The organism is Vibrio sp. YT-18 (assembly GCF_033337345.1).
GTDB lineage: Bacteria > Pseudomonadota > Gammaproteobacteria > Enterobacterales > Vibrionaceae > Vibrio > Vibrio alginolyticus.
Map to the genome: position 1 here is coordinate 64746 of NZ_JAWOQO010000010.1, position 13661 is coordinate 78406.

12 protein-coding genes are annotated in these 13661 nt (G+C 44.5%); 7 read left to right on the forward strand and 5 right to left on the reverse strand.

Annotated elements, in window-relative coordinates; all coding sequences use genetic code 11:
- Nucleotides 1–92 precede the first annotated feature (92 nt).
- Complete coding sequence (pspF, locus tag R7M72_RS14950) at nt 93–1097, reverse strand: phage shock protein operon transcriptional activator (RefSeq protein WP_005378120.1); 1005 nt, start codon at nt 1095–1097, stop codon at nt 93–95.
- Nucleotides 1098–1329: 232 nt separating this feature from the next.
- Between pspF and pspA the strand changes: the two genes are divergently transcribed.
- The 7 genes from pspA to R7M72_RS14985 all read left to right on the forward strand — a co-directional run bounded on the left by pspA (nt 1330) and on the right by R7M72_RS14985 (nt 8669).
- Complete coding sequence (gene pspA / locus R7M72_RS14955; RefSeq protein ID WP_005378119.1) at nt 1330–2001, forward strand: phage shock protein PspA; 672 nt, start codon at nt 1330–1332, stop codon at nt 1999–2001.
- Between the two features lie 14 nt (nt 2002–2015).
- Nucleotides 2016–2249, forward strand: coding sequence for an envelope stress response membrane protein PspB (gene pspB / locus R7M72_RS14960; RefSeq protein ID WP_005378117.1), 234 nt, complete (start codon nt 2016–2018; stop codon nt 2247–2249).
- A complete protein-coding gene (gene pspC, locus R7M72_RS14965; RefSeq protein WP_025766867.1) occupies nt 2242–2631 on the forward strand; it encodes an envelope stress response membrane protein PspC in 390 nt (129 codons plus the stop codon). The genes pspB and pspC overlap by 8 nt, the downstream gene beginning before the upstream one ends.
- A 161-nt stretch (nt 2632–2792) precedes the next feature.
- The gene (locus tag R7M72_RS14970; RefSeq protein ID WP_205460896.1) at nt 2793–3824 is read left to right on the forward strand and encodes an efflux RND transporter periplasmic adaptor subunit; all 1032 of its coding nucleotides are present in this window, start codon (nt 2793–2795) and stop codon (nt 3822–3824) included.
- Between the two features lies 1 nt (nt 3825).
- On the forward strand, nt 3826–4923 hold the full coding sequence (locus R7M72_RS14975; RefSeq protein ID WP_315956955.1) for an efflux RND transporter periplasmic adaptor subunit: 1098 nt from the start codon (nt 3826–3828) through the stop codon (nt 4921–4923).
- A complete protein-coding gene (gene vmeI, locus R7M72_RS14980; protein ID WP_017634672.1) occupies nt 4920–8030 on the forward strand; it encodes an efflux RND transporter permease subunit VmeI in 3111 nt (1036 codons plus the stop codon). The genes R7M72_RS14975 and vmeI overlap by 4 nt, the downstream gene beginning before the upstream one ends.
- 72 nt (nt 8031–8102) lie before the next feature.
- The gene (locus R7M72_RS14985) at nt 8103–8669 is read left to right on the forward strand and encodes a DNA-3-methyladenine glycosylase I (protein ID WP_005378109.1); all 567 of its coding nucleotides are present in this window, start codon (nt 8103–8105) and stop codon (nt 8667–8669) included.
- A 24-nt stretch (nt 8670–8693) separates the two neighbouring features.
- Here the strand turns inward: R7M72_RS14985 and R7M72_RS14990 are convergent, their stop codons facing one another.
- The 4 genes from R7M72_RS14990 to cls all read right to left on the reverse strand — a co-directional run bounded on the left by R7M72_RS14990 (nt 8694) and on the right by cls (nt 13592).
- Nucleotides 8694–9554 carry a lipase secretion chaperone gene (locus R7M72_RS14990; RefSeq protein WP_315956956.1) on the reverse strand — a complete coding sequence of 287 codons (861 nt, stop codon included), beginning with the start codon at nt 9552–9554 and terminating at the stop codon, nt 8694–8696.
- A 12-nt stretch (nt 9555–9566) separates the two neighbouring features.
- A complete protein-coding gene (locus R7M72_RS14995) occupies nt 9567–10472 on the reverse strand; it encodes an esterase/lipase family protein (RefSeq protein ID WP_017634669.1) in 906 nt (301 codons plus the stop codon).
- Nucleotides 10473–10720: 248 nt separating this feature from the next.
- Entirely contained in the window at nt 10721–11926 is a 1206-nt protein-coding gene (locus tag R7M72_RS15000; protein ID WP_158173796.1) for a cystathionine beta-lyase, read from the reverse strand.
- A 211-nt stretch (nt 11927–12137) separates the two neighbouring features.
- Nucleotides 12138–13592 (reverse strand): cardiolipin synthase, encoded by a 1455-nt coding sequence (gene cls, locus R7M72_RS15005; RefSeq protein ID WP_017634667.1) that lies wholly within the window; start codon nt 13590–13592, stop codon nt 12138–12140.
- Nucleotides 13593–13661: the final 69 nt, after the last annotated feature.

Genomic DNA, 13661 nt, shown 5'->3' on the forward strand with positions numbered 1-13661 from the left:
AAATCCATACACTGTAAGGTGTTATGCCATAAATGCATGCGAATTAGAGCGCAGTCACGAGCTCGTGTATTGATTGAGTACTCTCGGTCAAGTTAGCTTTGTCCGACCAAGCCATATTTTCTAACCATCCCTCGTAATTGGTGATAGCTCAAGCCAAGTAGCTCGGCTGCTTGTCGTTGATTAAACTTGGCTTCTTCCAATGCACGATTGAGTAAATGGATATCTTGTTCCTCTTGCCATTGTTTATAGTCTAGAGGGAATTGGATGGTGTTGCTTGATGCTTCCTCTTCTTGTTCTGCTTGTGTTGCACTATGGCCAAGCGCGCTGTGCCAAACCGTTTCAAAAGGATTGAAAATCAGCTCATCAATTGGGTGAGCATTCAGACCATGTTGGTAAATCGCACGTTCAATCACGTTTTTTAGTTCGCGGACGTTACCGGGCCATTCATATTCAATAAGCGACTGCTGCGCTTTTGGGGTAAAACCGACAAAGTATTCCAGTTGCAGTTCACGACACATTTTCATCGCGTAGTGCTCTGCTAAAGAGAGAATGTCTTCTTTGCGCTCGCGAAGAGGCGGTAACATAATGACATCGAAGGCTAGCCTGTCGAGCAGATCTGCACGAAAATCACCTTGCTCTGCCAATTTTGGTAGGTCGGCATTGGTTGCACAAACAAGTCGAACATCCGCATTGAGAGCGGTATGACCGCCAACTCGCTCATATTCACCATATTCAATGACACGTAATAGCTTTTCTTGAACCAAAAGTGGTGCGGTTGCCAGTTCGTCAAGAAACAAAGTACCGCCCTCGGCACGCTCGAAACGCCCTTTATGCTTACCTTTAGAGCCCGTGAAGGAGCCGGATTCATGTCCAAACAATTCGGAATCTATTAGCCCTTCGCTTAATGTCGCACAGTTGAGTGATAGTAGTGGTTTATCCCAACGTCTTGATAAATAATGCAAACGCTGAGCGATGAGTTCTTTACCCGTACCTCGTTCACCAATGATGAGGACAGGGCGCTCAATGGGTGCAAGTTGTGATACTTTATCTAGTACAGCGAGAAAAGCAGGTGATTCACCAATCAGGTTTTGCTTCATAAAGTCCTTCTTATTTAACAGCCGAGCCATGATTTAGGGATAGAGTTGGTAAATTTCACCAACAGTTGGTGAAAAACATCATAGCACAATAGTGTATAACGACAACAAAATGCATAACACTCTGATTTTAAAGAAAATTATAAGTTGGCACGTTACTTGTTATATATTCAGGGAAACACAAGGTTAATCACCACCTTGTCGAGTTTTAATAGGAAAAAAGAGGAGTTCCGTTATGGGTATTTTTTCTCGATTTGCAGATATCGTTAACTCAAACATCAGTGCATTACTGGACAAGGCGGAAGATCCTGAAAAAATGATCCGTCTTATCATTCAAGAAATGGAAGACACACTTGTTGAAGTGCGTACTAACTCGGCTAAAGCGATTGCAGACAAGAAAGAGTTGGCTCGTAAGGTTGAAACGTTAGAAGAGCAAATTGGCGAATGGGGCCAAAAAGCGAGCTTAGCATTAGTTAAAGAGCGTGAAGATCTAGCTCGTGCAGCGTTAATTGAAAAGCAAAAGCTAGAGCAAGTGATTAAAGGCCTCCACACTGAGCAAACCTTAGTGGAAGAAACGATCGATAAGCTTACTGGCGAGATTGGTAAGTTGGAAAGCAAAATTGCTGAAACGCGCGCAAAACAGCAAGCACTAGCAATTCGTAACCAAACTGCATCTAACCGTCGTGATGTGCAAAAACACCTGCACACTAGCCGTACTAATGAAGCGATGGCGAAATTTGAGCAGTACTCACGTAAAGTGGATGAAATGGAAGCGGAAGCAGACCTGTATGCTCAAACTGGTAATGCTAAATCGCTAGAACAAGAGTTTGCAGAGTTGCAGGCACAAGACGAAATTGAAAAAGAGTTGGCAAAGCTGAAAGAACAGATGTCATCGAAAGATAAATAAGAAAGGAGCCATTTATGTCGGCATTTTTTATAGCAGGACCAGTGATTGTCTTTTTAATCTTTGTCGCTCCACTATGGCTCTTCTTACACTATCGCAGCAAACGCAAAACAGATAGTGCACTGTCGAGCCAAGATTTAGAGCGCCTTCAGGTACTATCTGAAAAAGCGGAAGCGATGCAGTCCCGAGTTGATACATTGGAGCGCATCTTGGATGCTGAGTCACCAACATGGAGACGCAAGTATGAATAATCGAGAACTGTATCGTGATCCAGTAAATGGCAAAATCTCCGGTGTTTGCGCCGGAATTGCCAACTACTTTGGTGCAGAAGTTTGGTTGATTCGTATTGTAGTGATTTCTGCAGCGCTGTTAGGTGGTACGTTTTTGGTATTGTTAGCGTACATCGCGATGGCGTTTATGTTAGAAAAGCAACCAGTAACGTATTCTGAAAATATCAGAGCGCAGCAAGAGCATACGCTCAAAAGTAAGCCTTGGCAGAAAGGGCAAAGCCCTGATCAACTGCTCAGTGTGTTGGAAAGGGATTTTGACCGTCTTGATGGCAAAATTCGTAACATGGAAGCTTATGTTACGTCTGATACATATAGGGTGAACAGAGAATTCAGTAAGCTTTAGGCATTTTGTATCCAAAGAAGATTTAACTGAAGCAGGCATAAAGCCTGCTTTTTTATCACAAATTACTAATTTTAAAGCACTATTAATCTTTTCTGCTCTGGAAGTTCGTTCAAAATTCATCTACTTTAAAAATAATCCCCCAATTTTTATGGATGAATGTAATGAGAAAATTGCTCATTCCTATTGCCATCTCGGCTGTCTTGTCGGGGTGCGGTAAAGAACTTCCTCCTGTTCCTGAACCTGAATCGCGCCCTGCGAAGCTATTTACAGTATCTGTTGGCAATGCCCAGTTTGAGCGACATTTTCCTGCCACGACGGAAGCTGGCGATAGAGCAGTACTGACATTTCGAGTTCCTGGGCTTCTTCAAACGATAGAAGTGAATGAAGGTCAAGTCGTTAGTAAAGGTGATGTTTTGGCGTCATTAAAACCAGATGAATATTCACTGCTCGAACAGCAAGCTCGGGCAAATTTTTTGCTCGCAGATGTGCAATACAAGCGATACCAAAAGCTACGTAAAGACCAAGTAGTATCTGAGCAAGATTTTGATGAGGCAAAAGCGAATCACAACTCAGCAAAAGCTCAATGGAATCAAGCAAAGGCAAACTTAAGATATACCAAACTTGTCGCGCCATATGATGGCACTATTTCGTACATTCCAGCAGAAAACCATGAATATGTTGCCGCGAAAGAAGGGGTGATGAATATTCAGTCCAACCAACTCCTCAAAGTGATATTCCAAATCCCAGACTATCTTCTAAATCGTTACACGCAGGGGAGCGATGTCTCTGCCAGAATGATATTTGATGCGTTCCCCGAGCGAGCCTTTGACTTAACCTTTCAGGAAATCGATACAGAAGCCGATCCTAAAACGGGCAGTTACAAAGTCACGATGGTCATGGAGCGACCAGCAGAAATAGGCCTTTTGCCGGGAATGTCTGGCAATGCTTACCTCCTGTCCAAAAGTGCAGGAGCGACAAAGATTCCTAACTCCGCGTTGCTAGAAGAGAACGGCAAAACGTACGTTTGGCGTGTCGATGAGCAAGGCATTGTGTCTAAAGCCGCAATTGAGATGAATGACAAAAATCAAGTGTTAGCTGGGCTTAACGATGGCGACCAAATCATTATCTCGGGTGTCAGTGTAATTGAACCCGGAATTAAGGTAAGAGCGTGGATTAAGGAAAGAGGGTTGTAATATGAAAGGAATCATCTCTCTAGCGACTTTACTTTCAACGCTTTTTCTCGTTGGCTGTGGGGATAAGGCGCCAGAAAAAGAGCTCGAAACGCCACGAGTTAGAGTTACGTCATTAGCGGGAAACAAGGTGGATGACAACTTGTACTTCCCTGCGGTTGCGAATGCAGCGGATCGCTCTCATTTGAGCTTCAGAGTGACAGGAGAAGTCAGCCGCATCATGGTAAAAGAGGGCGACAAAGTCACGAAGGGTGATGTTATTGCAACGCTAGATCCCACTGACTATGAGTTGGATGTAGATAATGCGAGTGCGCGTTTTTCTGTTGTCGACAGTCAGTATCGCCGCTCACGCCCTTTGGTTGATAAAGGCCTATTAGCTAAGTCTCAGTTTGATGAAATTGCAGCACAACGACAAATCGCCTTAGCAGAGCTTCAGTTAGCCAAACTTCGTCTATCATTTACTGCCTTAAAAGCGCCCGTGGATGGGATTATTTCGCGAGTTAATATCGACCAATTCGAAAATGTTCAAGTCGGACAGCATATCGTTAATATTCACAGCTTGGAGCGAGTCGAAGTGTTGATTCAGCTTCCAGACCGCCTCTATGTGAACCAACCGCCAACGGAAGAGAGGCTCACCGCGATCAAAGCATTGGTGCGCGTGCCCAGCGGTAACGAATACAACGCGACGGTAAAAGAGTTTACGACGGAGCCCGATCCAACAACAGGTACGTTTACTGTCACACTGTCGCTTCCTATGCCGGAAGAAGAGTACATCCTAGATGGTATGGCTGTTGAGGTAACTTCTAAAGACGAGAATGTTGGGCTTGATCTCAACCTAGGAATTAATGTTCCTATCGAAGCCATTTTTAATGCGGATGGTGACGAGCTGGGGCGCGAAAACAAATTTGTTTGGGTACTGAATGACGACAATACGGTATCGCGCAAACAGGTGCGAGCAGGTAAGGCATCTAAAACGTCCATTCAAATCCTTGATGGTCTCATGCTCAAAGACAAAGTCGTGATTGCCGGTGTTTCTCGATTAAGGGATGGCATGAAAGTGGAAGTGATACAGGAAATGGCTACGCAGGAGGTCGGTCTATGAGCGATCTTAATAAATCAGTGCCTCAAAGTGATGATGATGTGACCGGTATTGCTGCGTACTTCATCCGAAATCGCGTCATCAGTTGGATGGTCGCACTGATATTTTTGATTGGTGGTATCGCCGCATTCTTTGGTTTAGGGCGTCTTGAGGACCCTGCTTTTACTATTAAAGATGCGATGGTAGTGACCTCTTACCCTGGTGCGACACCGCAACAAGTCGAAGAAGAAGTGACGTACCCAATCGAAAAAGCGATTCAGCAGCTTACTTATGTTGATGAAGTAAATTCGATTTCTAGCCGGGGATTATCTCAAATCACGGTCACGATGAAGAACAATTATGGCCCTGATGATCTACCTCAAATTTGGGATGAGTTGCGCCGTAAAGTGAACGACCTTAAAGGGACGTTGCCTCCAGGTGTGAATGAACCTCAAGTGATCGATGATTTTGGTGATGTTTACGGGATTTTGTTAGCGGTGACTGGCGACGGTTATAGCTATAAAGAGCTACTGGATTACGTCGATTACTTACGCCGAGAGCTCGAACTGGTTGATGGCGTGAGTAAAGTTTCGGTATCCGGGCAACAGCAAGAACAAGTTTTCATCGAAGTATCGATGAAAAAGCTGAGCAGTATAGGTCTTGCTCCGGATACCGTGTTTAATCTTCTTTCGACGCAAAACGTGGTTTCTGACGCAGGAGCGATCAGAATTGGTGACGAGTACATCAGAATTCAGCCGACTGGCGAGTTCCAGAGTGTGGAGGAGCTGGGTGATTTGTTAATTACTGAGTCGGGCGCTCAGGGGCTCATTTTCTTGAAAGATGTGGCGGAAATAAAACGCGGGTATGTAGAAGTACCGAGTAATGTTATTAATTTTAACGGCAGCCTTGCACTGAACGTGGGTGTTTCTTTTGCTGAAGGCGTCAATGTGGTTGAAGTCGGAAAAGCGTTTGATCATCGCCTTGCCGAGCTAAAGTACCAACAACCTGTCGGTATCGAAATCTCGGAAATTTACAGTCAGCCTAAAGAGGTGGATAAATCGGTTAGCGGTTTTGTTGTCAGCTTGGCTCAAGCTGTCGGTATCGTCATTATCGTACTTCTGTTCTTTATGGGGCTACGTTCTGGGCTACTTATCGGTTTAATCTTGCTGCTGACGGTGCTGGGTACGTTCATTTTCATGAAGTATCTCGCGATAGATTTACAGCGGATTTCATTAGGTGCCTTGGTTATCGCATTGGGTATGCTGGTGGACAATGCCATTGTTGTGGTTGAGGGGATTTTGATTGGTACTCAAAAAGGGCGAACTCGACTCCAAGCAGCGACCGACATTGTTACCCAAACCAAGTGGCCATTACTTGGGGCAACTGTGATTGCGGTAACTGCATTTGCGCCAATTGGACTGTCTGAAGACTCGACGGGCGAATACTGTGGCACTTTATTTACGGTTCTGCTGATCTCTTTAATGTTGAGCTGGTTTACCGCTATCTCGTTGACACCATTCTTTGCTGACATCTTCTTTAAAGGCCAGAAGATTAAACAAGGTGAAGGGGAAGAAAATGATCCATATAACGGGGTTATTTTCGTTATTTATAAAAAGTTTCTTCAGTTTTGTATGCGTCGTGCTTGGTTTACCGTTGTGGTGCTGATTGCGGGATTAGCGGCAAGTGTTTACGGGTTCACCTTTGTGAAGCAAGCGTTTTTCCCATCGTCGACAACGCCTATTTTTCAGTTAGATGTATGGATGCCAGAAGGAACTGATATTCGAGCAACCAACACAACGCTTAAAGAGTTAGAAAGTTGGTTAGCTAAGCAAGAGCATGTTGACCATATCACGACGACCGCGGGTAAAGGCTTACAGCGCTTCATGTTAACGTACGCGCCAGAGAAAAGTTATGCGGCTTATGGTGAGATAACCACTCGCATGGAAAACTACGAAGCGTTAAAACCATTAATGGCGAAGTTTCGAGAGTATTTAAAAGCCAACTACCCAGAAATCAATTACAAGCTCAAACAGATTGAGTTAGGCCCTGGTGGTGGTGCAAAAATTGAAGCTCGCATTATTGGCTCAGATCCAACCGTCCTTCGTACGATAGCCGCTCAGGTCAAGGACATCATGTACGCCGACCCTCAGGCAACAAATATCAGGCATGATTGGCGTGAACGAACCCAAGTTCTTGAACCTCAGTTTAACGAGAGTCAGGCACGTCGCTATGGCATTACCAAATCAGATGTCGATGACTTCTTGTCCATGTCATTCTCTGGAATGACGATAGGCCTTTACCGAGACGGCACGACGCTCATGCCTATCGTGGCTCGTTTACCTGAAGATGAACGTATTGATATTCGTAACATTGAAGGCATGAAAATATGGAGTCCAGCACAGAGTGAGTTTATCCCACTTCAACAAGTCACAATGGGTTACGACATGCGTTGGGAGGATCCTATCATCGTACGTAAGAACCGTAAGCGTATGCTCACTGTGATGGCAGACCCTGATATTCTAGGTGAAGAAACCGCATCGACATTGCAAAAACGCTTACAGCCCCAAATCGAAGCGATTCAATTACCACCAGGTTATTCCTTAGAGTGGGGTGGTGAATACGAATCTTCAGGTGATGCTCAAGAGTCACTGTTTACTACTATGCCAATGGGGTACTTGTTCATGTTCTTGATCACTGTATTCCTATTTAACTCTATCAAAGAGCCACTCATTGTTTGGCTTACCGTGCCGCTGGCGTTAATTGGCGTCACCACAGGTTTGTTGGCACTCAACACGCCGTTTGGTTTTATGGCATTGCTCGGCTTCTTAAGCTTATCGGGAATGGTGCTCAAAAATGGCATCGTATTACTGGACCAAATTGAAATTGAAATGAAGTCCGGTAAAGAGGCTTATGACGCGGTTGTTGATGCTGCGGTAAGTCGCGTCCGTCCCGTTTGTATGGCTGCTATCACGACGATCCTTGGTATGATCCCACTGTTGCCAGATATTTTCTTCAAACCAATGGCGGTTACGATTATGTTTGGTTTGGGTTTTGCGACAGTCCTGACACTGATTGTCGTGCCAGTGTTGTATCGTTTGTTCCATAAAGTGGCAGTACCGAAACAGGCTTAGTGCTACTGATATAACGATGAAAAATATCGCGCCTCTAGCTCATCAGTTAGAGGCGCTTTTTAAGGAAGAATAATGACAGAACAAAAAACGTGTGCGTGGGCGATGAATCACCCATTAGAGCGCGAATATCATGATTCCGAATGGGGCGTGCCAGTATATGACGACCAAGTCCTGTTTGAGTTTATTACTTTGGAAGGTGCGCAAGCTGGTCTTAGTTGGATCACCATCCTTAAAAAGCGCGAAGGTTACAGAGAAGCGTTCGAGAATTACGATCTAGATGCGTTGGAACAAAGAAATGAAGAACGCGCTGAATACATCGTGGAAAACTTCGATGTTGTGAGACATCGCGGAAAGATTAACTCGGTATTCAGTAATGCCAAAGCGGCCAAAGCGTTAATTGCTGAATACGGGAGTTTATCAGACGCGTTGTGGCAGTTCGTGGACGGTGAACCAATCGTCAATCAATGGCAACATATGAGTGACGTACCAGCTTCGACAGAGCAATCCAAAGCCATGAGTAAATTCCTAAAAAAGAAAGGCTTCAAGTTTGTCGGTGAAACCATCTGTTATGCTTTCATGCAAGCCGTCGGTATGGTGGATGACCATATCGTTGGATGTCCTAAAAAGCAGAATAAGTAACGTTTGGCGATTAAGCTAATGTTGTTAGTTCTGGCTATCATGAATACGTTCCAAAGCTTCGATTCGACGCCATTGAGTGGCATCGAAGCTTTGTTTTCTTAAAGAAATGATTTCTGCCTGTTTTTCGTCTTGCCCTAGAAAATCCCTATTCAGAATATTTTGACGCTGCTTTAAGTAAGTGGCGAGTTGAGTCTCAAATGATGCTCTTTGCTCATCAAGCTTTTGCAGCCTCTGCGCTCCGGCATCTCCTACCAGAGCAACACGGGCGATGTACTTGTCTTGTGAATCAAGCTGAGAAGCTTGCTCGAGCTGCTCTGCTAATGCGTTATTGCGTTCACTTTCTCGTATGTAATCCGGTTGTTCTGATAACGCTTGATTGAGAAGGTGTGCTTGACTCTCGATATCCGATGCCTGTGTTTTAATCGTCAGCTTTTCTAAAGCAAGTTGGCGAAGTCGGTTTTCTTCGTCAAACAATTGGGTTATCTGCGCCTCGCTAAAGTATTGAAGCTGTAAGTTCAGTATTGCTTCATTCAGCATGGTTAACTGTTCAAGCGTTAGGTGATTGTGCTCAAAAGGCTCTAATGCAGAGAGTGCTTGCTTGTAGGAAAGGTAGGTTTGAAAAAGTTTGGCATCAATATTCAGAGTTTGCTTTGCTAAAGTGTCATCATTGACTTCCGCTTTGATCGTATCGAGATCTTCTTCGCCCAGCCGGCTAAGAGAATATTCGAAGAAATCTTTTGGAGAAGAGACATCGGTGGCTATATCTTGCTGAGATTGCGAATGGTTAGAGGTTATCTCTTGTTGTTTGTCGCTTTGCAACAGAGAAAGCGCTCCCACGCCAAATATCGAGAGCAGGATAAAAGTGGTGAGAGCGACTTTCTTCATTGTGATGACCTCTTATAAACCTTGAAGTTTGAGACGATTTGCATGTTGGCGATAAAGCGTGACTGGATCGGTTTCAAAAAGATGATGAATACCGAGTAGACCGTTAATTTCATCCAAATGGTTCATTTGATAATCATCACGTATGACTTTGCCCAAATGTGTGCTGCACGCACCAACTAAGCCATCATTTGGCCCATCAAAGGCTAAGCCAAGTACCATCATGGCAGCGTCGGTCGGATCGAAAACGTTTGTAAAAGTGGATGATCCGGTCCATGAGTAGTAATAAACGCCATTTGAAGCCAGCAAGTCACCATTACCACATTCACTGGTAGGGACTCCCTCCGGGTAGTGTTGGTTAAACGCTAATGATCCTTCCGTGGTTAATGCTGCTAGTGAGGCTAAAGGGTCTTGGTCGAGATCAGAACCACCTGATAGAAGATTAATAAGAGTAGTTAAGCCTTGCGCCAGTTTTACCGCGAGCTGCTCACTACCCGAACCCTCAGATACGGTGCCACGAACTAAATCTGCCACTTTAGACCCTTTATTAACGCCTCCTATACTCGTAACTGATGCGACTAGGTCAGGACGGACAGAGGCAACATAGCGCGTTGTTGGACCACCATGACTGTGACCAATGAGATTGACTTTCTCTGCGCCTGTTGCTGCAAGTAAGGTTTCGACTTGAGCAAGCAGTTGCTCCCCTCGAACTTCGCTGCTATTGGTCGCGGATACCTGTGCTACATAAACTTTAGCGCCGTCTTTCGTTAAGGAATGTGGTATTCCGAAAAAGTAATCTACGCCTGCGAGGGTATCAAAACCAAATAATCCATGAACCAGAACAATCGGATACTTGGTTTGGGTATAACCCGTTGCGGCGTGTACGGAGGTTATTGGGACGGTAATTAAGGTAAAAAGCATTAGCGCTATAAATTTGAGTTTCAAAACTATCTCCTTGTGGTATGACCTCTTATGAATGATAAAAAGTAGGAGAGAAACTCTAAATTTGGAAAGCCTATTTGTGGCACATTATTTCATTCTGTGACTGCTTAATTGAAAAACAACACAAATGATTAACATTAATTAATAGTTCTGGTGAATGTTAGTTAATTCTAATTAATTCAGGGGGTTATAAAAACGCCCCGCAATGCAGGGCGATTCAATCATTGTTATAGGGAGACTTCTTTTTCAAGCATTAAGGCATTATAACGCGCAAAACCAGCCTCTAAATCAGCGATCAAGTCATTTACGTCTTCTAAGCCAATATGAATACGAACCAAAGTACCTTCAAAGTGTGGGTGAGCTACGGTTCTCAGGCTGTTAAAGCTCTTAGGTTCGTTAGCTAGAATGAGGCTTTCATAACCGCCCCAAGAGTAACCCATACTGAAGTGTTTCATACCATCAAGCAGAGCCGTCGTCGCTTTTGGATAAGACGTTTTGAGAACAAATGAAAACAAGCCGTTTCCACCTGTGAAGTCTCGTTTGAAAAACTCATGGCCAGGATTTGTTTCTAAAGCGGGATGGCGGACATGATCAACTTCTGGGCGAGAAGCGAGCCACTGAGCGACTTTTAAACTGCTTTCTGCGTGCTGTCTTAGGCGAACATCCAACGTGCGAATACCTCGAAGACCTAGGTATGCGTCGTCAGGAGAAACGCACTGACCCATCAGGTAGCTTTGTTCACGAAGCTGATCCCAATACTTTTCAGAAGCCACAGCAGTACCTAGCATGACATCTGAATGTCCAACAATATACTTAGTTGCCGCTTGAATGGAAATGTCTACGCAATGCTCGAAAGGAGAGAAGTTCACGCCTGCTCCCCATGTGTTGTCTAGCATCACGATGATATCTTGCTCGTGGGCAATGCGCGCTAATGTAGGCACATCTTGGACTTCCATGGTTATTGAACCAGGAGACTCCAAGAAAAGGACTTTGGTATTCGGCTGAATCAAGTCTCGGATACCTTCACCGATCATTGGGTCATAATAGGTGGTTTCGATGCCCATTTTCTTCATTATGGTGTTACAAAAGTCACGAGTTGGTTCGTAACAAGTGTCCACCATTAGAATGTGATCGCCAGTTTCAACGAAAGAGAGGATGGCGTTTGAAATTGCTGCCGTTCCACAAGGGTAAAGCGCGCAACCAGCTCCACCTTCAATCTCAACCATTGCGTCTTGGAAAGCAAAGTGCGTGTTGGTGCCTCGGCGACCATAAAACAATGTTTTGTTTGCACGATTAATGGTGGCTTGGTTCTTTTCTGCAACGGTATTGAATACCACGGTTGAAGCGCGTTGAACGGGTGGGTTTACAACACCATTTGTCCACTTTTTATCGCGGCCAGCGGTAATGAGTTTGGTTTTTTTTCCCTCTGACATAAAAGTTCCCTGTCTTAAATATTGCGGTTTTGAATATTTAAAACATGGACGACGTAGGTTATGCAAGGGAAAAGTCAACTATCAGCCAATAACAGCCAAGATGAACAGGTAATGATGTCGAGAGGTATCGTGTAGATAGGGAGCTAAAAGAACAAACCTCCAGCAGGATGCATGTAGCGCTGGAGGTTTTTTAGCCTGTGTATTTGAGGTATTAGAGGAGTGGGTTGAAGAGATAGAACACTCGCTCTAAGAACCGAGAAAATAGGCTCCTTTTCTCCCATTCTTCCAATACAACAGTGTGAGATTGCTTAATATAGCTATCTTGTAACCAAGACATTTGCTTGGTGAACTCTTCGTCATCAACGGCGAGGGTCACTTCGAAGTTCAGCCACAAGCTGCGCATATCCATGTTTACGGTGCCAACTAAACAGAATTGGTCGTCAATTACGACAGATTTTGTATGCAGCAAACCACCATAAAACTCATAAATCTTGACCCCTGAACTCAAGAGCTCACTATAAAAAGCGCGTGAAGCCCATTGCACCATCATAGAGTCATTTTTATGGGGAATAATGAGTTCAACGTTAATGCCTCGTTGTGCTGTCATCTTTAACGTTTCGAGTAAATCAGCATTGGGCACGAAATATGGTGTTGTGATTCGTACCGAGCGATTGGCTTGGTTTATTGCCAATGTTAATACTTGATAGATCAGATATTCCGGCATACCTGGGCCAGAAGGCACAACCTGAATAGGGTGTTGGAATTCACTCTCATCGATCTTGCATTCAGGTAGTCTTGGTAAATGACGTTCGCCAGTTTCGACTTCCCAATCCCAACAGTGGATGGCACTCAATACGTTTACCGTTGGTCCTGTAATGCGAACCATGATATCCACCCAATGCCCAACGCCACTATTTTGCTTGAAGTAAGCCGGGTCAACCAAGTTCATTGAACCTGTATAAGCAATTTCATCATCAATTACGATGATCTTGCGATGTTGGCGAAGATCAAGACGACGTAAGAAAATACGCCACATCTTCACTTCTAGCGCTTGAATAACTTCAATTCCAGCATCCTGCATCATTCGATACCAAGGACTTCTGAAAAAACGTGGACTACCTGCTGAATCGAGCAATAGCTTGACATCTACGCCGCGTTTAGCCGCTTGAATAAGCGCAGAAGCGACAGAGTCAGCCAAACCACCTGGATGCCAAATGTAGAATACCATTCGAATACTGCTCTGCGCGTTTTCGATGTCTTCAATAATGGAATGCAAAATCTCATTAGGTGATTGTTGCAGCGACAATGTATTACCGCTCAATGCGGGAAGACCAAGGCGGTTGTTACAAAGTTCATCAATTCGGTAGATGTGCCTTCCCATCGTTTCTGGGTTGTGCGCGTTACAGTCGTTAAGCTGACTGAACCACTTCTCGAATGGTGTAAACATCTCTTTTGCGCGTTCGGCCCGTTTTCTGCCTAAGTTCAGTTCACCGAAGAGGAAATAACACGCGACACCCAGAACGGGAAGGATATAAATGATCATTAGCCAAGCTAAAGACACGCTCACTGCACGGCGCTTTAAAACGACACGAATGGTCACACCTGCGACCAGTAACCAATATAGCCCGATGCCAGCTAAAGTAAGAAAGTGATAAAACTTGTCCATATACGCTCAGAGTAATATGCCCTTCTAGGATATTAAGCATAAAAGTGGGTTGGGGGAATAGATTTCCCA

Coding starts and splice junctions, on each gene's coding strand:
- pspF (WP_005378120.1), bottom strand. CDS start 1,097: ATGAAGCAAAACCTGATTGGTGAATCACCTGCTTTTCTCGCTGTACTA.
- pspA (WP_005378119.1), top strand. CDS start 1,330: ATGGGTATTTTTTCTCGATTTGCAGATATCGTTAACTCAAACATCAGT.
- pspB (WP_005378117.1), top strand. CDS start 2,016: ATGTCGGCATTTTTTATAGCAGGACCAGTGATTGTCTTTTTAATCTTT.
- pspC (WP_025766867.1), top strand. CDS start 2,242: ATGAATAATCGAGAACTGTATCGTGATCCAGTAAATGGCAAAATCTCC.
- R7M72_RS14970 (WP_205460896.1), top strand. CDS start 2,793: ATGAGAAAATTGCTCATTCCTATTGCCATCTCGGCTGTCTTGTCGGGG.
- R7M72_RS14975 (WP_315956955.1), top strand. CDS start 3,826: ATGAAAGGAATCATCTCTCTAGCGACTTTACTTTCAACGCTTTTTCTC.
- vmeI (WP_017634672.1), top strand. CDS start 4,920: ATGAGCGATCTTAATAAATCAGTGCCTCAAAGTGATGATGATGTGACC.
- R7M72_RS14985 (WP_005378109.1), top strand. CDS start 8,103: ATGACAGAACAAAAAACGTGTGCGTGGGCGATGAATCACCCATTAGAG.
- R7M72_RS14990 (WP_315956956.1), bottom strand. CDS start 9,554: ATGAAGAAAGTCGCTCTCACCACTTTTATCCTGCTCTCGATATTTGGC.
- R7M72_RS14995 (WP_017634669.1), bottom strand. CDS start 10,472: ATGCTTTTTACCTTAATTACCGTCCCAATAACCTCCGTACACGCCGCA.
- R7M72_RS15000 (WP_158173796.1), bottom strand. CDS start 11,926: ATGTCAGAGGGAAAAAAAACCAAACTCATTACCGCTGGCCGCGATAAA.
- cls (WP_017634667.1), bottom strand. CDS start 13,592: ATGGACAAGTTTTATCACTTTCTTACTTTAGCTGGCATCGGGCTATAT.